At 68.2% G+C, this 21,425-nt stretch carries 18 protein-coding genes; 8 read left to right on the forward strand and 10 right to left on the reverse strand.

Annotated elements, in window-relative coordinates:
* The first annotated feature begins 58 nt into the window (after window positions 1-58).
* Genes glgX through treY form a run of 4 tightly spaced genes read left to right on the forward strand, consistent with a single transcriptional unit; the run spans window position 59 to window position 8,032 of the window.
* Window positions 59-2,158, forward strand: a complete 2,100-nt coding sequence (gene glgX / locus COA07_RS15230; RefSeq protein ID WP_245842189.1) for a glycogen debranching protein GlgX — start codon at window positions 59-61, stop codon at window positions 2,156-2,158.
* Window positions 2,155-3,843: a malto-oligosyltrehalose trehalohydrolase gene (gene treZ / locus COA07_RS15235; protein WP_066711229.1), complete on the forward strand. Its 1,689-nt coding sequence runs from the start codon at window positions 2,155-2,157 to the stop codon at window positions 3,841-3,843. The genes glgX and treZ overlap by 4 nt, the downstream gene beginning before the upstream one ends.
* A complete protein-coding gene (gene malQ / locus COA07_RS15240; RefSeq protein ID WP_245842190.1) occupies window positions 3,840-5,699 on the forward strand; it encodes a 4-alpha-glucanotransferase in 1,860 nt (619 codons plus the stop codon). The genes treZ and malQ overlap by 4 nt, the downstream gene beginning before the upstream one ends.
* A complete protein-coding gene (treY, locus tag COA07_RS15245) occupies window positions 5,696-8,032 on the forward strand; it encodes a malto-oligosyltrehalose synthase (RefSeq protein ID WP_066708758.1) in 2,337 nt (778 codons plus the stop codon). Before malQ ends, treY begins: the two co-directional genes overlap by 4 nt.
* A gap of 113 nt (window positions 8,033-8,145) precedes the next feature.
* On the opposite strand, the gene glpK is transcribed toward treY, so the two are convergent.
* On the reverse strand, window positions 8,146-9,660 hold the full coding sequence (gene glpK, locus COA07_RS15250; RefSeq protein WP_066708755.1) for a glycerol kinase GlpK: 1,515 nt from the start codon (window positions 9,658-9,660) through the stop codon (window positions 8,146-8,148).
* 130 nt (window positions 9,661-9,790) lie between these two features.
* On the opposite strand from glpK, the gene COA07_RS15255 reads away from it, so the two are divergent.
* Window positions 9,791-11,299, forward strand: a complete 1,509-nt coding sequence (locus COA07_RS15255; RefSeq protein WP_066708753.1) for a glycerol-3-phosphate dehydrogenase — start codon at window positions 9,791-9,793, stop codon at window positions 11,297-11,299.
* Window positions 11,296-12,057 (forward strand): DeoR/GlpR family DNA-binding transcription regulator, encoded by a 762-nt coding sequence (locus tag COA07_RS15260; RefSeq protein WP_066708767.1) that lies wholly within the window; start codon window positions 11,296-11,298, stop codon window positions 12,055-12,057. Before COA07_RS15255 ends, COA07_RS15260 begins: the two co-directional genes overlap by 4 nt.
* Window positions 12,058-12,084: 27 nt before the next feature.
* On the opposite strand, the gene COA07_RS15265 is transcribed toward COA07_RS15260, so the two are convergent.
* From COA07_RS15265 to COA07_RS15295, 7 genes are all read right to left on the reverse strand, one after another.
* On the reverse strand, window positions 12,085-13,509 hold the full coding sequence (locus COA07_RS15265) for a M16 family metallopeptidase (protein ID WP_066708750.1): 1,425 nt from the start codon (window positions 13,507-13,509) through the stop codon (window positions 12,085-12,087).
* Window positions 13,509-14,900: a M16 family metallopeptidase gene (locus COA07_RS15270; protein WP_066708747.1), complete on the reverse strand. Its 1,392-nt coding sequence runs from the start codon at window positions 14,898-14,900 to the stop codon at window positions 13,509-13,511. The genes COA07_RS15265 and COA07_RS15270 overlap by 1 nt, the downstream gene beginning before the upstream one ends.
* Before the next feature lie 210 nt (window positions 14,901-15,110).
* Window positions 15,111-15,458, reverse strand: a complete 348-nt coding sequence (locus COA07_RS15275) for a tetratricopeptide repeat protein (RefSeq protein ID WP_066708744.1) — start codon at window positions 15,456-15,458, stop codon at window positions 15,111-15,113.
* Between the two features lie 699 nt (window positions 15,459-16,157).
* Window positions 16,158-16,586 (reverse strand): ExbD/TolR family protein, encoded by a 429-nt coding sequence (locus COA07_RS15280; RefSeq protein WP_066708739.1) that lies wholly within the window; start codon window positions 16,584-16,586, stop codon window positions 16,158-16,160.
* A 12-nt stretch (window positions 16,587-16,598) separates the two neighbouring features.
* Window positions 16,599-17,069: an ExbD/TolR family protein gene (locus COA07_RS15285; RefSeq protein ID WP_083956770.1), complete on the reverse strand. Its 471-nt coding sequence runs from the start codon at window positions 17,067-17,069 to the stop codon at window positions 16,599-16,601.
* A gap of 122 nt (window positions 17,070-17,191) precedes the next feature.
* The gene (locus COA07_RS15290; protein ID WP_066708735.1) at window positions 17,192-17,980 is read right to left on the reverse strand and encodes a MotA/TolQ/ExbB proton channel family protein; all 789 of its coding nucleotides are present in this window, start codon (window positions 17,978-17,980) and stop codon (window positions 17,192-17,194) included.
* Between the two features lie 58 nt (window positions 17,981-18,038).
* The gene (locus tag COA07_RS15295; protein WP_066708725.1) at window positions 18,039-18,710 is read right to left on the reverse strand and encodes an energy transducer TonB; all 672 of its coding nucleotides are present in this window, start codon (window positions 18,708-18,710) and stop codon (window positions 18,039-18,041) included.
* Between the two features lie 367 nt (window positions 18,711-19,077).
* Here COA07_RS15295 and COA07_RS15300 point away from each other — a divergent pair, with 367 nt between their 5' ends.
* The gene (locus tag COA07_RS15300) at window positions 19,078-19,818 is read left to right on the forward strand and encodes a hypothetical protein (protein WP_245842195.1); all 741 of its coding nucleotides are present in this window, start codon (window positions 19,078-19,080) and stop codon (window positions 19,816-19,818) included.
* On the opposite strand, the gene COA07_RS15305 is transcribed toward COA07_RS15300, so the two are convergent.
* Together COA07_RS15305 and COA07_RS15310 are read right to left on the reverse strand one after the other, a co-directional pair.
* Window positions 19,793-20,164 carry a dihydroneopterin aldolase gene (locus tag COA07_RS15305; protein ID WP_066708764.1) on the reverse strand — a complete coding sequence of 124 codons (372 nt, stop codon included), beginning with the start codon at window positions 20,162-20,164 and terminating at the stop codon, window positions 19,793-19,795. The two genes, COA07_RS15300 and COA07_RS15305, sit on opposite strands and share 26 nt — an antisense overlap.
* Window positions 20,165-20,169: 5 nt before the next feature.
* Window positions 20,170-20,802, reverse strand: coding sequence for a glutathione S-transferase family protein (locus COA07_RS15310; protein WP_066708719.1), 633 nt, complete (start codon window positions 20,800-20,802; stop codon window positions 20,170-20,172).
* 89 nt (window positions 20,803-20,891) lie between these two features.
* Here COA07_RS15310 and COA07_RS15315 point away from each other — a divergent pair, with 89 nt between their 5' ends.
* The gene (locus COA07_RS15315; protein WP_066708716.1) at window positions 20,892-21,398 is read left to right on the forward strand and encodes a GNAT family N-acetyltransferase; all 507 of its coding nucleotides are present in this window, start codon (window positions 20,892-20,894) and stop codon (window positions 21,396-21,398) included.
* The last annotated feature ends 27 nt before the right edge of the window (window positions 21,399-21,425 follow it).

Genomic DNA, 21,425 nt, shown 5'->3' on the forward strand with positions numbered 1-21,425 from the left:
GACGAACCGTGCGATCGTGGGTTGTGCGCCTGCGAACGATAAAAAGGGGTTCGGATCGTTGGACACATTGCCGGACCGGCTGCAGCCGGGCTCGCCCTATCCGCTTGGTGCGACCTTCGACGGTGAAGGCGTCAATTTCGCGGTCTTTTCGGCCAATGCCGATGCGATCGACCTGTGCATCTTCGATCCCGGCGGTCGCCGCGAACTGGGCCGACTGCCGCTGCCGGAATGCACCGACGAAGTGTGGCACGGCTATCTGCCCGATGTCGGGCCGGGCCTCACCTACGGCTTTCGCGCGCATGGCCGGTATGAGCCGGAGGCCGGCCACCGGTTCAACCCCAACAAGCTGCTGCTCGATCCCTATGCGCGCAAGCTGCAAGGGCAGATCAAATGGACCGACGCGCTCCACGGCTATCGCATCGGATCGCGCAAGGAAGATTTGTCGTTCGACAAGCGCGACAGCGCGCCCGCCATGCCCAAGGCGGTGGTCGTCGACGATCACTGGGACTGGTCGCGCGATACCCGCCCGAACACGCCCTGGTCGGACACCGTCATCTACGAAGCGCACGTCAAGGGGCTGACGAAGCTGATGGAGGAGGTGCCGGCGCGCGAACGCGGCACCTACGCCGCGCTCGGCCATCCCGCGGTGATCCGCCACCTGAAGCGGATCGGCGTTACCGCGATCGAACTGCTACCGATCCACGCGTTCACGCAGGACCGCTTCCTTCAGGAAAAGGGGCTGCGCAACTATTGGGGCTATAACACGCTCGGCTTCTTCGCTCCTGAGCAGGGCTATATGTCCTCGGAGCATCAGGACGAGCTGCGCCGCGCCGTCCACCGTCTGCACAAGGCCGGGATCGAGGTGATCCTGGACGTCGTCTACAACCACACCTGCGAAGGGTCGGAACGCGGCCCGACGCTGTCGTGGCGCGGACTGGACAATGCCAGCTACTACCGGCTGGTCGCCGACAATCCGCGCTACACGATCAACGACACCGGCACCGGCAACACGCTGAACATGAGCAAGGCGCGCGTGATCCAGATGGTGGCGGATTCGCTGCGCTACTGGGCGACGAGTTTCGGTATCGACGGCTTCCGGTTCGACCTTGGCCTGACGCTGGGGCGCGAGGCGACGGGGTTCGATCCGGGGGCGGCGTTCTTCGACGTGCTGCGCCAGGATCCGGTGCTGGGCCGGCTGAAGCTGATCGCCGAGCCTTGGGACGTCGGGCCGGGCGGCTACCAGCTCGGCAATTTCCCGCCGGGCTTCGCCGAATGGAACGACAAGTACCGCGACACGGTGCGCGAATATTGGCGCGGAGAACCGGGCAAGCGCGGCGATCTGGCCGCGCGGCTGGCGGGGTCGGGCGACCTGTTCGATCGCCGCGCGCGGCGCCCGTGGGCGAGCGTCAACCTGCTGGCGGCGCATGACGGCTTCACGCTGGCCGATACGGTGATGTACGAGGAGCGCCACAACGAGGCGAATGGCGAGGATAATCGCGACGGTCATTCGCACAACGCCTCGCGCAACTGGGGCGCCGAGGGGCCGACCGACGATCCGGCGATCAACGACGCGCGCGGGCGGGTGATGCGCTCGATGCTGACCACGCTGATGGCGTCGCTGGGCACGCCGATGCTGGTCGCGGGCGACGAATTCGGCCGGACGCAAAAGGGCAACAACAATGCCTATTGTCAGGACAACGCTATCAGCTGGCTCGACTGGAACGCCGCCGCGACGCCGGAGGGGCAGGCGCAGATCGATTATGTCGCGCGTCTGGCGGAGCTGCGGCGGCGCTATCCGGTGCTGCATGCCGCGACCTTCCTGTACGGGCAGGATTCCCCTGGACACGGCATCAACGACGTCGAATGGTGGGACGAGCGCGGGCAGCAATTGTCGGCGGAGGATTGGGACAATCCCGATGGCCGCGCGCTGATGATGCGACGCGCGGTCCGCACCGATGACGGTCAGGTGGAGGCGGTGTCGCTGCTGCTGAACGCCAGCGGCGATCCCGTGACCTTCCACCTGCCGCCGCCGCACGCCAGCCGCACCGTGCTGATCGACAGCGCCCGCCCCGACCAAGGGGAGATCGCGATCGACGACAGTTACGAGGTCGCACCGCAGGGTGCGGTTCTGGTCACGTGGCGGAGCGCATTCGAATGATCGGCTGGGGGCCGCAGCCAGACGCGGACGGCACAACCCGTTTCCGGCTGTGGGCGCCGGATGCCGATGCGGTCACGCTGGAGGTAGAGGGCGCCGCGCCCGTCGCGATGACCGCCACCGGTGAGGGCTGGATGGCCGCCAACGCCCCTTCCCCGCCCGGCACCCGCTATCGCTTCCGCATCGGCGACACCGCGGTACCCGACCCCGCATCGCGCGTGCAGTCCGGCGGCGTCCATGGGTGGAGCGTGGTCACCGCGTCGGGGTTCGACTGGCGGCATGACGACTGGCGCGGGCGTCAGTGGCACGAAACCGTGCTGATCGAACTTCACCCCGGCACGATGGGCGGATTCGCCGGGATCGCGAGGCAGCTGGCGTCGCTGGCGCAGCTGGGGATCACCGCGATCGAGCTGATGCCGGTCGGCGCGTTCGGCGGCACGCGTGGCTGGGGTTATGACGGGGTGCTGCCCTATGCGGTGCAGGAAGATTACGGGTCGCCCGATGATCTGCGCGCGCTGGTCGATGCCGCGCACGGCCATGGCATTTCGGTGTTCCTGGACGTCGTCTACAACCACTTCGGGCCGGACGGGAATTACCTGAACCTCTACGCCGCGCGGTTCTTCGACGCGGACGTCGATACGCCGTGGGGCGGTGCGGTCGCCGTGGCGGAGGAGGCGGTGGCGCGCTTCTTCATCGACAACGCGCTGATGTGGCTGCGCGATTATCGCATCGACGGGCTGCGGTTCGACGCGGTGCATGCGATCCGCAGTCCCGCGTTCCTCGACCGGATGGCGCGCGAGATCCGGGCGGCGCTGCCCGACCGGCACGTCCATCTCGTACTCGAAAACGAGGAGAATGACGCCGCGCGTCTGGCACGCGGCGGCTATGACGCACAGTGGAACGACGATTTCCACAACGTCCTCCACGTCCTGCTGACCGGCGAGCGTGATTCCTATTACGCCGATTTCGCGGATCGCCCCGCCCAGCGGCTTGCGCGATGCCTGACGGAAGGCTTCATCTATCAGGGCGAGGGATCGGCTAATCACGACGGCGCGTCGCGCGGCACGCCCAGCGCGCACCTGCCGCCGACGGCGTTCGTCGCCTTCCTGCAGAACCACGACCAGGTCGGCAATCGCGCCATGGGGGAGCGGCTGATATCGCTGACCGATCCGGCACGGCTGCGCGCGGCGACCGCGCTGCTGCTGCTGTCGCCGCAGATCCCGATGCTGTTCATGGGTGAGGAACAGGGCAGCGAGACGCCGTTCCTGTTCTTCACCGATTTCCATGACGAACTCGCCAATGCGGTGCGCGAAGGGCGCCGCCGGGAATTCGCGAGATTCGCCGCCTTCGCCGATCCGGACGCTCGCGCGGCCATCCCCGACCCCAACGCTGCCGCCACCTTCGATGCGTCGCGCGCCACACCGGGGCCGGCGGCGGACGATTGGCGGACCTTCTACCGCCACCTGCTGGCGCTGCGGCATACACGCATCGTTCCGCACCTGGCGGGTGCGACCGCGCTGGATGCGTCCGCCACCGGCGATGCCGCGGTTACCGCGCGCTGGCGGCTGGCGGACGGCAGCACATTGGGCTTTGCGGTCGACCTTGGCGATGTCCCCGCCCCGCTGCCGACCCCGCCGGGGGTGATCGTCACCGACAGCACGCGCTTCGTCGCCTGGATCGCGCCGTGACCGCCGGCTTTGGCCTGCAACGCGACTGGGTCGACGCCGATGGCCGGGCACAGCGCGTCGAGGAGGATGTCCTGCGCGCGATCCGCGACCGGCTGGACTCCACCCCCGCGGCCGAAGCGTTCCTGTCCGGGGATGCGGGTGCGCGCGTGCCCCTGCCGCCCGGTTGCGCCGGCATCGCGCAGGTGACGTTCGAGGACGGCAGCGGCGCGGCCCTCCCGCTCGACGAGGCGGGACGGCTGCCCGCGCTTGACAAGGTCGGCTATCACCATGTCGAGGTGGCGGGCCGGCGCTTCCAGCTGGCGCTGGCGCCGCGCCGCTGCCCGGAACCGCCGCCGCGCGGCTGGGGCGTGGCGGTGCAGATCCCCGCTCTGCGCGGTCGTGCTGAGCGCGCATTCGGCGACGCCGGAACCTTGGCCGACAGCGCAGCGGCGCTGGCGCGCGCCCATGCGTGCGCGGTCGCGATCAGCCCGACGCATGCGCTGTTCCCCGCCGCCCCCGCGCGTTTCAGCCCCTATTCGCCGTCCAGCCGACTGTTCCACAATGTCATGCTCGCCGACCCCGGGCTGATCGGCCTGCCGCTCCCCCCTGCCCCGGCCGCACCTCTGATCGACTGGCAACGGGCGATCCCGGCGCGGATGGCGGCGCTGCGCGGCGCGTACGACGCGGCGGGCGAGGCCGCGCGCGCCGCGGCGCTGGCCTATCGCCGGCAGAAGGGCGCTGCGCTGGAACATCATGCGCGGTTCGATGCGCTGCACGGACGGCTGGGCGGCAACGGTTGGCGCGACTGGCCGGCCGAACTGCACGACGCGCGCGGCGAAGCGGTGTTGCGCTTCGCCGCGGAGGCGGAAGGCGACATCGCCTTCTTCGCCTTCCTGCAATGGCTGACCGATCTGACGCTGGCGCAGGCGCAGCGCGTGGCGGGCGGCGCGATGACGGTGGGGCTGGTCGCCGATCTGGCGGTCGGCATGGCGCCCGACGGCAGCCATGCGTGGAGCGCGCCCGGCGAGGTGCTGACCGGCCTCAGCCTCGGTGCGCCGCCCGATCCGCTGGGGCCGGACGGGCAGAATTGGGGCATCACCACGCTCGACCCCTTCGCGCTGGAACGCAACGGGTTCGCACCCTTCATCGCGACGCTGCGCGCGGCATTCGCGCATGCGGGCGGGTTGCGCGTCGACCACGCACTGGGGCTGGAGCGATTGTGGGTGATCCCGGAGGGTGCCAGCGCCGATCAGGGCGCGTACCTGACGATGCCGGGCGACCACCTGCGCCGCATCCTGTCGATCGAGGCGCAGCGCGCCGGCGCGATCGTCATCGCGGAGGACCTGGGGACCGTGCCGCCCGGTTTTCGCGACACGCTGGCGGCGCGGTGCATGCTGGGGATGCGCGTTCTGCCGTTCGAGCGCGATCGCGACGGCGGTTTCACCCCGCCCGCGCAATGGGACGAAGCGGCGGTGGCGATGACCGGCACTCACGACACCCCCACGATCGCCGGCTGGTGGAAGGGCCGCGACCTCGACTGGCGGGAGAAGCTGGGCGCCACGGTCGACCGCGCGCATCGCGACACGGAACGTGCTGCGCTGTGGCAGGCGATCGGCGGCGCCGGCGACCCGCCGGACGAAGCACCGGTCGACGCGATCCTCGCGCATGTCGCCGCGGCACCGGGGGCGCTGGCGATCTTCCCGATGGAGGACCTGCTGGCGCTGGAAGAGCAGCCCAACCTGCCGGGCACGATCGACGAACATCCCAACTGGCGGCGGCGGCTGGTCGCGGCGACGGACGTGCTGCTCGCCCGTCGTCCGGTTTCCCGACGGACCGCGGCGCTGACCGCGCAACGCCCCGGAAAGGCATCCTCATGATCCCGCGCGCGACCTACCGGCTGCAATTCCACGACGGCTTCACCTTCGCCGATGCGGAGGCGATCGTGCCGTATCTCGACCGGTTGGGGATCAGCCACATCTATGCCTCCCCGATCACCGTCGCCGCGCCCGGCTCGACCCACTTCTACGACGTCGCCGACCCGACGCGCATCTCCCCCGCGCTGGGCGGCGAGGAAGGCTTTCGTTCGCTGGTCGCCGCGCTGCGCGCGCGCGACATGGGGGTGATCCTGGATATCGTCCCCAATCACATGGGGGTCGCGGGCGGTGCCAATGCATGGTGGAACGACGTGCTGCGTCACGGCCGTGACAGCGCCCATGCTCAGACCTTCGACATAGACTGGGACGAGCCGATCGTGCTGCCGGTGCTGGGCACACCCTTGTCGGAGGCGCTGGCGAACGGCGATCTGACGCTGGAACGCGACGGCGATACATGGTCGGTCGTCGCCTATGGCGAGCATCGCTTCCCGATCCGCGACGAGGATCAGGCGACGGCCCCCGACCTGCCCCTGCCCGACCTGCTGACCCGGCAGCATTATCGCCTCGCATGGTGGCGGGTCGCCAATGACGATCTGAACTGGCGACGTTTCTTCACGATCAACGATCTGGCGAGTGTGCGTGTCGAGGACCCGGCGGTGTTCGATACCACGCACGCGCTCTATATCCGGCTGATCCGCGAGCGGCTGATCGACGGGGTGCGGATCGACCATGTCGACGGGCTGGCCGATCCGATCGGCTATTGCCGGACGCTGCGCGAGCGGCTGGGCGACGAGGCGTATATCCTGGTCGAGAAGATCCTGGCACCCGCCGATCCGCAACCGGGCGCGGACTGGGGGCTGGACGGGACCAGCGGCTACGACTTCATGGAGCAGGTATCGCTGCTGATCCACGACGGCAGCGGGGCGGAGACGCTGGAGCATCTGTGGTCGCGGCTGACGGGCGAGAGCGCGGACTTCGCGCCGGAGGAATTCGTCGCACGGCAGGACCTGTTGTCGTGGCAATTCGCCGGACAGCTTGACCGCTGCGTCGCCGCCTTCGCCGCGATCGCGCCCGACGGCGTCACCTCAGCGATGCTGCGCCGCGCGATCGAGCGGCTGTTGTGGGTATTCCCTACCTATCGCACCTATGGCACCGGCAATGCCGCCCCGGCATCGGATGCGCCGATCCGCGCCGTCGCGAGCGAACGGGTCGCGCCGCTGATTCCGCCCGGGGAGACGGCGGTCGTCGACATGGTGCTGGACTGGCTGGCGGGCACCGGTCCGCGCGCCGCAGAGGCCGGCGAGGCGGTGCGCCGGCTCCAGCAACTGTCTGCGCCCATCGCGGCCAAGGCGGTCGAAGATACGGCCTTCTATCGTTACGGCCGGCTGCTGTCGCGCAACGACGTCGGTGCCGATGCGGAACTGCTGGGCATTCGCCCGGCGCTCTTCCACGAATTGACGCAGGAACGGGCCCGCGAGGTGCCCAACGCGATGCTGACCACCGCCACCCACGATCACAAGCGCGGCGAGGATGCGCGCGCGCGGCTGGCGGTGCTGAGCGCCGCACCCGATGCCTGGGCGGAGCAGGTGGAACGCTGGATGCGGTCCAGCGCGGATGCGCCGGTTCATCCGGCGGACCGCTACATGCTGTTCCAGTCGCTGACCGGAGCGTGGCCGGAGGGTGGGCCGGAAGGTGACTTCGGCGAGCGAATCAAGGCGTGGCAGCGAAAGGCGCTGCGTGAGGCCAAGCTGCGCTCGTCATGGGAGGCGCCGGACGAAGCCTATGAGGCGGATGCCGCGGCGCTGGTCGACGCGCTGCTGGGCGATGCGTCGTTCGTCGCGGAGATGAGCGCCTTCGTCGCCCGGATCGCGCCTGCGGCGCTCGACAATTCGCTCGTGCAGCTGTTGTTGCGGCTGACGCTGCCGGGGGTGCCGGATTGCTATCAGGGCACCGAACTGACCGATCTCAGCCTGGTCGATCCCGACAATCGCCGGCCGGTCGATTTCGCACAGCGGATGCGGTTGCTGGAAGACGGCGACCTGCCGCCGAAGATGCGCCTGATCGTCGATCTGCTGGCGCTGCGGCGTGCCCATCCGGCGCTGTTCGAACAGGCCGATTACGTGCCCGCCAGGGTTAACGGCCCGGGTGCCGACCATTTGCTCGCCTTCGAACGGCGGCATGGCGACGCGACGTTGCGATGCGCCGTGCGGCTGCATGGCCATGTGGCGACGCCGGACGACCGGTTCACGTTTACCAACGGGGACGAGGTTTCCGCAGCGACCGCGCTTGGCACCACCGCCATTTGGTACGATTGCATTAACTGCAATCAGGTTTGATCGTATTGCACTTGCGCAATCATGTGCTGCACCGCAAAAAGGACGGGCCTTTCAGGCATCCTCTCCTAAAAACTTTCTACGCCGGGGTTCGCCCCGGCTTTTTTTTGGCCTGCTCAATCGGAGCGCCGCGCTGCCGGGGTCAGCGTCTTGGCCACGGCATCATGCCACCCGGCGACGAGCGCGTCGCGATGATCCGCGGCCATCGCGGGTTCGAAGCAATCGGCACGCGCCCAGGTCGCGGCCAGCGCGTCCAGATCCTTCCATACCCCCGTCGCCAGCCCGGCGTGGAAGGCAGCGCCCAAGGCGGTCGTCTCCAGATGCGCCGGCCGCTCGACCGGCACGTCCAGCAGGTCGGCGAGGAACTGGCACAGCCAGTCGTTCGCCGCCATGCCGCCGTCGACGCGGATCGTTTCCGGCGCGCGGCCGCCATCGGCGATCATCGCATCGGTCAGATCCATCGTCTGATAGCCCACCGCCTCCAGCGCGGCGCGCGCCAGGTGCGCCTGCGTCGCGCCCAGCGTCAGCCCGAAGATCGCGCCCCGCGCATCCGGGTCCCAGTGCGGCGCCCCCAGCCCGACGAACGCGGGCACCATATAGACGCCGTGGCTGTCCGGCACGGTCGTCGCCAGATCGTTGGTTTCGCTGGCATGGGTGATGACGCCGATGCCGTCGCGCAGCCATTTGATCGCGGCACCGGCGACAAAGATCGACCCTTCCAGCGCATAGGTCATCCGCCCGTCCAGCCGATAGGCGGGCGTGGTCAGCAGACGGTGCTCGGACCGCACCGCTTCCTCCCCGGTGTTCAGCAGCATGAAGCAGCCGGTGCCATAGGTGGACTTGGCCATGCCGCGTGCGAAACATGCCTGACCGAACAGCGCCGCCTGCTGGTCCCCCGCCATGCCGGCGATCGGGATCGCGGCGTCGAACAGTCCGTCGGCGGTGTGCCCGAACAGATGCGAATTGTCGTGCACCTCCGGCAGCAGTGCCATCGGCACGCGGAACAGCGCGCACAATTCCTCGTCCCAGCGCTGTCCGCGGATATCGTAGAGCAACGTGCGGCCGGCGTTGGTGACGTCGGTGGCATGCGCCGCCCCGCCGGTCAGCCGCCACAGCAGGAAACAGTCAATCGTCCCGAACGCCAGTTCGCCCTTCTCCGCCCGCTCCCGCGCGCCGTCGACATGGTCGAGGATCCAGCTGAGCTTGGTCGCGGAAAAATAGGGGTCGATCAGCAACCCGGTCTTGGCACGCACCATCGGTTCGTGCCCGGCCGCCTTCAGGTCGGCACACCAACCGGCGGTGCGGCGGTCCTGCCAGACGATCGCGCGGTGGATCGGCGCGCCGGTCGCGCGGTCCCACACCACCACCGTCTCGCGCTGATTGGTGATGCCGATCCCGGCGATCCCGGCCGCGCCGACGCCGCTGTCGGCGATCGCCTGTCGCGTGACGGCCAGCGTGTCGCGCCAGATATCCTCCGGATCATGCTCCACCCAGCCGCCCTGCGGATAATGTTGCGCGAATTCGGTCTGCGCGGTCGCGACCGGGCGCGCGTTCGCATCGAACACGATCGCGCGGGTCGATGTCGTCCCCTGGTCTATCGCCAGCACGTGCGTGCCCGTCGTTCCCGCCACCGTGCCTCTCCTTCATCCGTCGTCATCCCGCTTGTCCGCGCGCATCGGGCGAACGTCAACACTTTCGTTTGAAAGTTCGTTTGTTCGGTTCCATATGACGTACGAGCGGACGGCGGCAGGAGAAAACGGCATGGAACGGCACGCGCAGGACGTGGACCTGCTGATCGTCGGCGGCGGGATTAACGGCACCGGGATCGCGCGTGACGCGGCCGGGCGCGGCCTGTCGGTGGCGCTGGTCGAGCAGGACGATCTGGCCAGCCATACCTCGTCCGCCTCGACCAAGCTGATCCACGGCGGCTTGCGCTACCTGGAATATGGCGAGGTGCGGCTGGTGCGCGAGGCGCTGATCGAGCGCGAGCGGCTGTGGGCGATGGCGCCGCACATCATCTGGCCGCTGCGCTTCGTGCTGCCGCAGACCAACTCGCCGCGCCCGGCGTGGATGGTGCGCGCCGGGCTGTTCCTCTACGATCACCTCGGCGGGCGCGAGAAGCTGCCCGCGACGGAGACGATCCGCCTGGGCCGCGATGCGCGCGGTGCCGGGCTGAAGGACGACGGGCGCGCCTTCGTCTATTCGGATTGCTGGGTGGAGGACAGCCGGCTGGTCGTCCTCAACGCGCGCGATGCGGCGGATCGCGGCGCGGCGATCATGACCCAAACCCGGCTGATCGACGCCGAGCGTACCGGCGGCGGCTGGCGGGCGACGATCGAGGACGCCGGCGGCCGGCGCACGATCACGGCGCGCGCGCTGGTCAATGCCGCGGGGCCGTGGGTGGCCGACGTGCTGGGCCGCGTGCCCCACGCACGCGACGATCGCGGCGTGCGGCTGGTCAAGGGCAGCCATATCGTCGTGCCACGGCTGTACGAAGGCGATCACGCCTTCATGCTCCAGAACCCCGACCGCCGGATCGTCTTCGCCATCCCCTACGAAGGCGCTTTCACGCTGATCGGCACCACCGACGAGGCGTGGCAGGGTGCGCCCGGCCGTGCGGAGATTTCGCCGGAGGAGGTCGATTACCTGCTCGGGACGGTGGCGCGCTATTTCGATCGCGCGCCGGGGCGCGACGATATCGCCTGGACGTATTCCGGCATCCGTCCGCTGTACGACGACAAGGCCGCCAACGCCTCCGCGGTGACGCGTGACTATGTCCTCGATCTGGATACCGGCCCGGCGGGCGCGAACGAAAATGCGCCGATGCTCAGCATTTTCGGGGGGAAGATCACCACCTATCGCAAGCTGGCCGAACATGCGCTGGGCGAACTGGCGCGCTTCTTCCCGCAGGCGTCCGGCGCTTGGACCGCGGGCGCGGTGCTGCCCGGCGGGGACGTGCCGGATGCGGATTTCGATCGCTGGTTCGACACGCTCGCCGCTCGGCTGCCGGATATGCCGCGCGCGCTGCTGCACCGGCTGGCGCGCGCCTATGGCACGCGTGTCGACCGCCTGCTGGGCGACGCGCGCACCCCCGCCGGCCTCGGCGAGGATCTGGGCGGCGGACTCCACGCGCGCGAGGTCGCCTATCTGGTCGATCAGGAATGGGCGATCAGCGCCGAGGACATCCTGTATCGGCGCAGCAAGCTGGGGCTGCACGTGCCGCCCGGCACAGCCGATCGGCTGGCCGCATGGCTGGCGGCGCGCGCATGAGCGACGAGCGTCACCGCGAGATTCTGGCGCTGGCGCGGCACACCGGCCGCGTCACGGTCGAGGATCTGGCGGCGCGGTTGGGCGTGACGCCGCAGACGATCCGCCGCGACCTGAATGACATGGCGCGCCGATCGCTGCTGTCGCGCGTCCATGGCGGTGCGATCGTCACGTCGGGCGTCGACAATATCGACTATGCCGCCCGCCGCGACGTCGCCGCCACGGCAAAGGCGGCGATCGGTGCAGCGGCGGCGCGGCTGATCCCCGATGGCGCGTCGCTGTTCATCAACATCGGCACCACGACCGAGGCGGTGGCGGCGAACCTGTCCGCGCACCGCGACCTGATGGTCATTTCGAACAACCTCAATGTCGTCGACATGCTGGACGGGCGCGATACGATCGACGTGGTGGTCGTCGGCGGAACGGTGCGGCGCGGCGATCGCGCGGTGGTGGGGCCGCTGGCGATGTCGTTCATCGATGCGTTCAAGGTCGACGTGGCGCTGATCGGTGCGTCGGCGATCGACCCCGACGGCAGCCTGCTCGATTTCGCTGCGGACGAGGTGCAGGTGACGCAGACGATCATGCGCAATGCGCGGCAGGTGATCCTGGTCGCCGACAGCGGCAAGATCGGCCGCCCTGCCCCGCTGCGCATCGGACGGCTGGACAGCATCGACGCGCTGGTGACCGATCGCCTGACCGACGACCGGCTGCGCCGCGCCTGCGCTGATCATGACGTCCGTGTGGTGGAAGCGCTGGCCTAGCCGTTCGACCGATACGCGCCGGCACCGCTATTGCGGCGCCGGCACCGTGCGCAGGTCCGCGTTCGCCAGTTCGGGCAGCGCCTTCAACTGTGGGACCACCGTCTTCAGATCGCCGACCAGGATCAACGTCATGCGATCGGCGCGCAGCCCCTTCGCCCAATCCTGCACCTGCCCCGCGGTCACCGCCTGGGTGGTGGGGATGTAGCCGCTGATCCAGCTGTCGGGCAGGCCCAGATTCTCCGCGCTCGCCAGCGTGCCGACCACCGACTGCGGCGTGGCGTTGCGAAACACGAAGATGCCGGAGACATAGGTCTTCTGACCCTCGGTCTCCTCGGCGTCGGGCGCCGTGGTCTGCAAGCGGCGCAGTTCATCGAACACCTCGCGCATCGCCGCGCCGGTCTGCGCGGTGGTGATGTCCGCGCTCCAGACGTAGCGCGCGTCGCCCGGGTTGTAACCGACGCGCGAATAGGGCGAGTAGGTATAGCCCTTGTCCTCGCGCAGGTTGCGGGTCAGCCGCGAACTGAACGAACCGGAGTACAGCGAGTCCCCGACCCGCTGCGCCGGCTCCCCGGCGCTGCCCGCCAGCGATTGCGGATAGGCGATGCGGATCGTCGTCTGCGGCGCGTCGGGGCGGTCGACCAGCACCACCTGCATCCCCGGCTTCGGTTCGGCCGGACGGCTCAAACGCTCCGGGCCGCTGGCCCAGCCGCCGAACGCGCGCGCCACGGCCGCCTTCACCGTGACCGGATCGAAGCGCCCCGCGACATACAGATGCGCCCGCCGCGCCCCGTAATTGGCGGCATAGAAGCTCCTGACCGTGTCCAGCCCGTAACCGTCCAGCTGCGCCGCGGTCGGCATCGGCGTGCCGTACGGATGCGCATCGCCATAATAGGTACGCGCCAGCACGACATTGGCCTGCACCGGCGCCTGCGCCAGCGATACCGCCAGCGAACGCGCGTCATTGGCCTTCACCCGCGCCCATTCCGCCGCCGGGAAGGTCGGCCGGGTCGCAATGGCGCCGATCAACGCGACCGCCTCGGCCGCCTTTTCGGACAGCACGTCGGTGCTGATCGATGTCATCTGCGCCCCTGCGCCGACGGTGATCCGGCCGCCCATGTCGGCGGCGCGATCGGCGATCTGATCCGACGTCAGCCCGCCAGCGCCCTCCTTCAGCATCTCCGCCGTCATCTGCGCGGCCCACGGCGTCCCCGCCTCGTTCAGCGTGCCGGCGAACACGCGCAGGTCGACCGTCACCTTGGGCGTGGTGCCATAGGGCAGCAGCGTCACCTTCATCCCGTTGGGCAGCGCATAGGTTTCGCTGCGCGGCAGCTGGAACGGCTTGAGCGGGGCGATCGGCGGCGGCGGGGGTGCCTCCTGCGCGTACAGCGGCATCGACGTTGCGGCGACGGCGGCGGCGGCGGGCAACAGCGCGCTGGCCAGGATCGGGCGCATCACTTCGCGGCTCCTTCACGCTTCAGCCCGGCTTCGATCAGATAGGTCGATCGCGCCTCCGCCCGCAGATAGTCGCGCGCCACCTTCTGGATCAGCGCGGGGGTAACCGCATCGAACCCGGCCTGCAGCGTGTTCACCTTCGCCGGATCGTTATCGAACAGGGCATATACCGCCAGCAGATCGACCAGCCCCATGCGCGTGGGATCGTTGAAACTGTCATACAGGCTGGAACGCAGCTTGGTCCGCGCGCGCGCCAGTTCCGCCTCGCTGACCGGGCGGTTGCGCACATCCTCGATCACCGCGTCGATCGCACCATCGATCTCGGCACGGCTGCGCGCGGCGTCATGCGTGAAGTACACGTCCCACAACATCGGCCCGCGATAGTTGAACATGTTGCCCAGGCCGTCATTGATCCCGCCGGCCAGATCGCCGGTGATCTGCTTTTCCTTCACCAGCTTGCGGTACAGGCGGCTGTCCTCGCCCTGTACCAGTATCTGGTCGAGCAGCCCCATCGCATACCATTCGGGCGTGCCGCGGTCGGGCACGTGATAGCCGATCGCGTAACCGGGTTTGGGCGCCAGCGGATCGACCCGCGTCTTGACGCGCGGCGCGGTCTGGCGCGGTTCGGACAGGTCGGGCAGCACCACCGCAGGTCCGCGCGGGATCGGCCCGAAATAGCGCGCCACCATCGCCTTGGCCGCTGCCTCGTCAAAATCGCCCGCGATCACCAGCACGGCATTGTTCGGGCTGTAGAAGGTGCGGCGGAACGTCTCGGCATCGGCGACGATGGCCCCCTCGATCTCCTTCAGATCGCCGTAGAAATTATGCGCATTGTACCAGTTGGTATTGGCCAGCATCGGCAGGTCTATCCACGGCCACCCACCGTACGGCTGATTGAGGACATTGCCCTTCACCTCGTTGCCGACGACGCCCTGCTGGTTCTTCAGCACCGCATCGTTGATGACCGGCCGCGCCATGCGATCGGCGTCCAGCCACAGCATCCGCCCCAGCGCACCGGCGGGCACCGTTTCATAGTAATTGGTGAAATCGAAGCGGGTCGATCCGTTGTTGATCCCGCCCGAATTGGTCACCGTCTTGTCGAACACGCCCTTGGGTGCATTCGCCGACCCCTGGAACATCAGATGTTCGAACAGGTGCGCAAAGCCGGTCTTGTCGCGCGGCTCGACGCGAAAGCCGATGCCGTAATAGACCGACACCGTGACCAGCGGCACGGTGGTGTCGCGGCTCATCACCACCTTCAGCCCGTTGAGCAGCGTGTAATAGGTGACCGGCACCTGGAATGCCGGCGCGACGGCCTTCGCCGCCATCGGCCGGCGCGCCTGTGCCGACACATCGGCCGGCGCGCCCAGCCCAAGCGTCAAAGCGCCCATCGCCGCGGCTACAGGCCACCTCATCCTCATCGACCGCCCCTGTTCCCATTCGAAGCATGCAGCGTAACCGACAACATCCCGTGCGGATAGCGCCCTTTATCGGATCATCGGCGCCGTAGCCGGCAGCCACAAAAGATAGGGCCGGAAGGCTTTCGCCCCCCGGCCCTCGCATGTGTCTTCAATGCAACTAATGTGGCAGCATTATCACATTTACCGCGACGCCATCGCCGATCCGAGCCGGGTGAGACCGCGTCGTGCGATGTCATGCGACGACAGCACCGCGCCGTCCGGAAGGTCCATCGCCACCGCCTCGCGTTCCATCACCTGCCCGTACAGGGCGCGGGCCTGATCGATGCGGCCGGTCCGCGCGTAGACCGCGGCGAGGTTGAGCATAAGCTCAGGGCTGCTGGGAAAAATCGCGCGCTCACGGTTCAGCGTCGCTTCCGCCTGCGACAGGCTGCCTGCCGAGATAGCCTGATACCCGGTGCGATCCTTCGCCATCGCCGGGGTGGCGAGAACTGCGGCCGACGCCGCTGCGATCATGACGATCCTGCCCATCACCGTCTCCTGTCACTGACCTCCGCCCAATGCTTCGGTTACTGTTTTATGACATGAAGAGTGTCATCGTTACGTCATATTGGCAAGAGCCATTGAGCGCGGTGACGTGGTGTTCGGCCGAAGTCTCGCTCGGCTCTAGCATCCGCTCCGGAAGGCCCCGATCGTGCTCGCGATGCCGAGTTCCCGCGGAGCGCCAGTACTGATGGCGCCCGTGACACGTGGCGCCCGGCATCATCCGGCGTGGCGATGCCGGAACGGCGATGTCATGCGGTGGAGACAGGAAGCGACAACTTTTCCCTTACCTCATCGAGACAGCGGTCTTCTCGTCGCACTGGACGCGCCACGGCCGGCGCGACTTACAGTGTCTGCACCCAGTCGGGATAATGGCGCTTCGGAGCCAAACCAGGCGTTACGGCGTGAGCGCGAGGGCAGCGATACCGAACCACCATGGTCGGCGCGCGACGTCGCATCCCGCCTGCTTTCGCGCTCCGCCGAGAGGCGTTCCCCCGGTGGGTCCGTTGGCTAGGCCGCGTGTCTGCGTGTGGCCGAGCCACGCATATGCGCACGATCCTTGCCAGCGGTCGTCACCGAGCGACGTAAGCCCTGTACCGATCAAAACATGACAAACGAAAACGGGCGGCCCGTTGGGGCCGCCCGTACATCGTCCGATGGTTCGCAAGCGAACCGGATCGCACCCGATCAGAAGTCGCGGTAATATTGCTCGTTGCCGACGAAGCCCAGCTTCGTGACGTTCGACCGCTTGATCTCCGCCAGGGTCTGATCGACGACGTCGTAACGCGTCGCCGGGTCCGGCTGGAACTGCAGTTCCGGCTCGGGGTTCATCGCCGCCGACTGGTCCAGATATTGGCGCAGCAGCGTCGAGTTCACCGGCGCACCGTTCCAGGTGACGTTGCCGGCCACGTCGATCGCGATCTTGTTCTTGATCGGGTCGACCGGCGGCTTGACCGCCTTCGGATCGTTGACCGGCAGGTCGACCTTCACCGCGTGGGTCGGCACCGGGAGGGTGATGATGAACATGATGAGGAGAACGAGCATGACGTCGATCAACGGCGTCGTGTTCATTTCCATCATCGGTTCGCCGTCATCGCGGCCACCACTCATTGCCATGTCAGCTACTCCTTAACCCGCGACGGACGGCTGCGAGATGAATCCGACCTTTGCGAAGCCGGCCATCTGCATGTTGTAGATCGTCCCCGCGACGCAACGCCACGGCGTGGCGACGTCGGCGCGGATGTGCGCTTCCGGCAGTTCGAGGTCCGGGTTGCCTGCGCCGCCCTGACGATCGATCTCGGTCTTCAGCTTCGCGACCGCACGATCCAGCAGTTCCTGGTGGGTGACCGGCGTGATGCCCCAGTACACCTGGCAGGTGCCGTTGTTGCCGGTGACCGACAGCGAGACGTTCTCGGGCTTGGTCGTGGTGGGATCGAAGGTGACGTTGGGCAGCTTGATGCCCTTCACCGTCTGGATGGCGACCGGCACCGCGATCAGGAAGATGATGAGGAGCACCAGCATGACGTCTACGAGAGGCGTCGTGTTGATGTCCGACATCGGTTTTTCTTCAGCGGAATTTCCGCCAACGCTCATCGCCATGGATCAGGCTTTCCTATTCCTTCGTTCCGCCGCCTCGCTTCCGATCCTTCGGACCACAAGGAAGCAGCGGCAGGTGATGAACGGGGCCACCACCAGGGGCGGCCCCGCGTACCCCTTTTATCTTACGGGCGGGTCTGCACGCCACCGGCCTGGCCGGCGGTCGTGGTCGCCGCCGGCTTCACCGGAGCCTTGGGCGCCGGGCCCGCAGCCGCCGGCTTCACCGCACCGTTCGAAGCCAGGAAGCCCAGCACGTCGTTCGAGAAGGCCGACAGGTCTTCCGCGATCGACTTGTTGCGACGCTGCAGCCAGTTGTAGGCGAGCACCGCCGGCACCGCGACGACCAGGCCGAGCGCGGTCATGATGAGCGCTTCACCGACCGGACCGGCGACCTTGTCGATCGACGGATCGCCCGACGCGCCGATCTTGATCAGCGCGCGGTAGATGCCGACGACGGTGCCGAACAGACCGATGAACGGCGCGGTCGCGCCCACGGTCGCCAGGAACGCCAGACCACCACCCAGCTTCGAGTTGATCGCGGCTTCCGAGCGGGCCAGCGAACCGTGCAGCCAGTCGTGCGCTTCGACCGGGTCGGTCAGCTTCGAGTGCTGCTCCTGAGCGGCCAGGCCGTCGTCGACCAGCTGCTTGTAGGCCGAGTTCTTCTCCAGCTTCGCCGAACCTTCGCGCAGCGACGTGCTGTTCCAGAAGCTCGTACGGACGCGCTTGGCCTGATTCAGGATCTTCTGCTGCTCGAACAGCTTGGAGAACAGGATGTAGAAGGACACCACCGACATGATCACCAGGATGGTGAACACCGACTGCGAGATGATGCCGCCTTCCTTGAGCGCCTGCTGCAGGCCGAACTGGTTTTCGGCTGCCGCGGTCCCACCCGCGGCGAGGATGTTGATGATCATTGTAGCTCTAGTCCTCTGACTGAATAGGTTTGTTTCGTTCGGTCGATCTACGCGAAGATCAGTTCTGCGGCAGGCGCCAGGTCACGCGGCGGCTGCGGCTGGTCGCCATCGGGTTACCCGCGGCGTCGAGCGCCGGCGAATAACGTCCGCGACGTTCCAGGATGCGACACGTCGCCTGGTCGAGAGCGGACGAGCCGCTGGACGACGTCACGCGGCAGTTTTCCGCGCGCCCCTGCGCATTGACGGTCCATGCGATGCCGACGGTACCCTGTTCCTCGGCGCGCAGCGCCGACGGGGGATAGTCGTCCGCCGAGAACCAGCTCAGCTCGTCACCCTTTGACGCTGCGGCCTTGCTCACCGTGGGGGGAGCGGGCGGCGGCGGCGCGGGCGGCGCAGGCGGTGCGACGACCGGCGACGGCACATAGACCGGCGGCGGGGTCGGAACCGTCTGAATCGCGACGGGCGGCGGGTTCGGGTTCTGGACGATCGGCGGCGGCGACACCACCGGCGGCGGCGTCATCGGCACGTCGGGCGGAGGGGGCGGCGGCTCATCCGGCGGCGGGGGCGGTGGCTCCTCGACGTCGAACGTGTTCAGCTTCTCGACCTGCTTCTTGACGAAATTCGTCGCGAGGCCGGTTACGAAGGCATAGCCGAGAGCGACGTGAATCAGCGCGACGATCACCAGCGCGCCAATCTTGCCCCCGCTCATCTTCTGGTCAGAATAGGCCATTCAGCAACGAAACTCCCTCATCCTGCGGCCCTTGGGGTGGTCGGACACCGTTGTCCGACCGGGTGTTAACCGTTCCGCAGCCCCTCATGCGATAGGCCGCAGACCGCCAAGTCCTATCGCGCCGCTTTTGGCGACGCAAACGCTTTGTCACGCGCAACAAACGTACAATCGAACCACGACAGAATTATTTCTGTATCGTTCATCAAGGTTGACGTAGGCGGATCGCATGACCTCACCCGCGCTTCGCCGAGTCCCGCACATTTTTCTCGCGCTGGCGCTGCTGGCCTTAGCCGCCGGGCCTGCGTGGGCGCAAACCCCAACAGTCCAGGCCGTTGAATCCGCGCCGGTTTACGAGGATGTCGCGGACCTGGTGATCGACAGCCCGGTGATCGTCGATGCGACCATCCGCTCGGCCGCGCGGATCAAGGGGGCGGAGGCCGCCGGGGTCGCCCCCGGCCACACCCGTTTCTATGTCGAAGCCGATGTCGCGGCGCTGATCCGCGGCACGGGCGCGATCCCCTCGCGAATCGGCTGGCTGGTCGATGTCGCGCCTGACTGGCGCGGGCGTACCCCGAATCTGAAGAAGCGCCGCGTCATCGCCTTCGCCCGGCCGGTCGCGGGGCGCCCCGATCAGCTCCAGCTCGTCACCCCCGATGCACAGCGCGACTGGTCCCCCGCGCTCGACGCGCTGACCCGGCGGATTGCGCAGGAGGCGGCCGCGCCCGACGCGCCCCCGGTCGTGACCGACATACGCAACGCCTTCCATGTGCCAGGCGCGCTGCCCGGTGAGGGCGAGACGCAGATCTTCCTCAAGACCCGCGACGATCGCCCCGCCGCGCTGTCGATCCTGCGCCGCCCGGGCGAGCAGCCGCGCTGGTCGGTCGCCACCAGCGAGATCATCGACGATTCGGCCGCCGCTCCGGCCCGCGACACGCTGTTGTGGTATCGTCTCGCGTGCTTCCTGCCGCGCACGCTGCCGGAACGCAGCACCGCGGCACTCTCTGCGGACGATGCCGAGCAGGCGCGCGCCGACTATCGCTTCGTGATCGAACAGCTCGGCACGTGCCGGAATGGGACAGACGCTAGCGGCGGTGGCGCACCAACGTGATCCCGATCGATTCGCCGGCCTCGGCGATCGCCAGCTTGACGATCTTCACCTTCACGCGGCGAACGCGACGGTCCTGAAGGAACAGCGTCTCCGCAATGTGGTCGGCCACCGCCTCGATCAGCGTGAAATGCCCCGCCGGCGCCAGCGCGTCGGTCGCGGCGTGGCGCAGGTCGAGATAATTCTTCGACGCACTGAGCGGGGTATCGGGGGCATAGCGATCGGGCGCATCGAGCAGCACGGTGAGCGAGATTCGCAGCGGCTGCGGCAGGTGCGTTTCCTCGGAATAGATGCCGGTGAGCACCTGCACCTCCAGGTCGTGCACCTCCAGTTCCAGCGTATCGTCCATCGCGCTCATGCCTCCGCGCTCGGGCGCGCAGCGACGATGCCGTACCAGCGCGCGATATGCTCCGCCCCCTCGGGCAGCGTCAGCCGGGCGCGCCGCGCGAAGTCGATCGTCGCCAATGCGGTGATATCGGCGAAGCTGTAGCGATCGCCCGCAACCCATTCATTCTGCGCCAGTTGTTGGTCGAGCGCCTCGGCGAACCCGGCCCACATCACCCGCGCGCGATCGACCAGCGCGGGGATCTGCGACACTTCCGGCCAGTGACCGGGCAAGCCCCGCCCCGCGAAGGCCGGAACGCCGTTGCGCAGCGCATAAGCGGCGGCGGCATAGCCCTCCGCCTCGATCCGACGGGTCCAGCTTTCGATGCGCGCGATCTCGACCGGGCGGACGCCGAACAGCGGCGGATCGGGATGCAGCGCCTCGAAGAAGCGGCAGATCGCGGCGGATTCGACGATCACCTCGCCGTCGTCCAGTTCCAGCGCGGGCACGACCCCGCGCGGCACCAGCGCGCGATAGGCGTCGCCCAGATGTTCGCCCGCCGCCAGGTCGATCGGCACACGCTCGACCTGGATCGCCTTCTCGGCGAGATACATCCGTACCCGGCGGGGGCTGGGTGCCCAGGCGGCATCGTAAAGCTTCATCACACGGTCATTCCGGTTGCGTTCGGTCCCAGTCCCGCTAAAGCGCCCGCGCCCGGGCGTCCATGCCCGGTATTGGGCAGGATGCGGCGGTGGTCCAGATGGTGCCGATCACGACGGTGGATGCGACCGCGGTGGAGCGGCTGCTCGACCGTGCGTTCGGCACCGATCGGCACGGCCGCACCGCCTACCGCCTGCGTGCCGGGACCGATGAGATCCCCGACCTGAGCATCGCCGCGATCGAGGGCGGCCAACTGATCGGGTCGATCCAGTGCTGGCCGGTGCGCTTTGCCGGCGACGACGGGCGCGACGTGCCGCTGGTGCTGGTCGGGCCGGTGGCGGTCGCCCCGGAACGCCAGCAGGGCGGCATCGGACGCGCGCTGGTCACCGCGTCGCTGGCCGCGGCGGACACGCGCGGCGACACCCTGATGCTGATCGGCGATCCGGAATATTACGGCCGCTTCTTCGGTTTTTCGGCGGAGGCAACCGCGGGCTGGCGCCTGCCCGGCCCCGTCGAGGCCCATCGCCTGCTGGCGCGCGGGCCAGGCGTGCCGGCGGGTGCGGGGACGATCGGGCCGCGGGTGACGGTGGTCGCCTGACGGTTATCGGTCCACTCGCCCTTTACC

It is taken from the genome of Sphingomonas adhaesiva, assembly GCF_002374855.1.
Lineage (GTDB): Bacteria > Pseudomonadota > Alphaproteobacteria > Sphingomonadales > Sphingomonadaceae > Sphingomonas > Sphingomonas adhaesiva.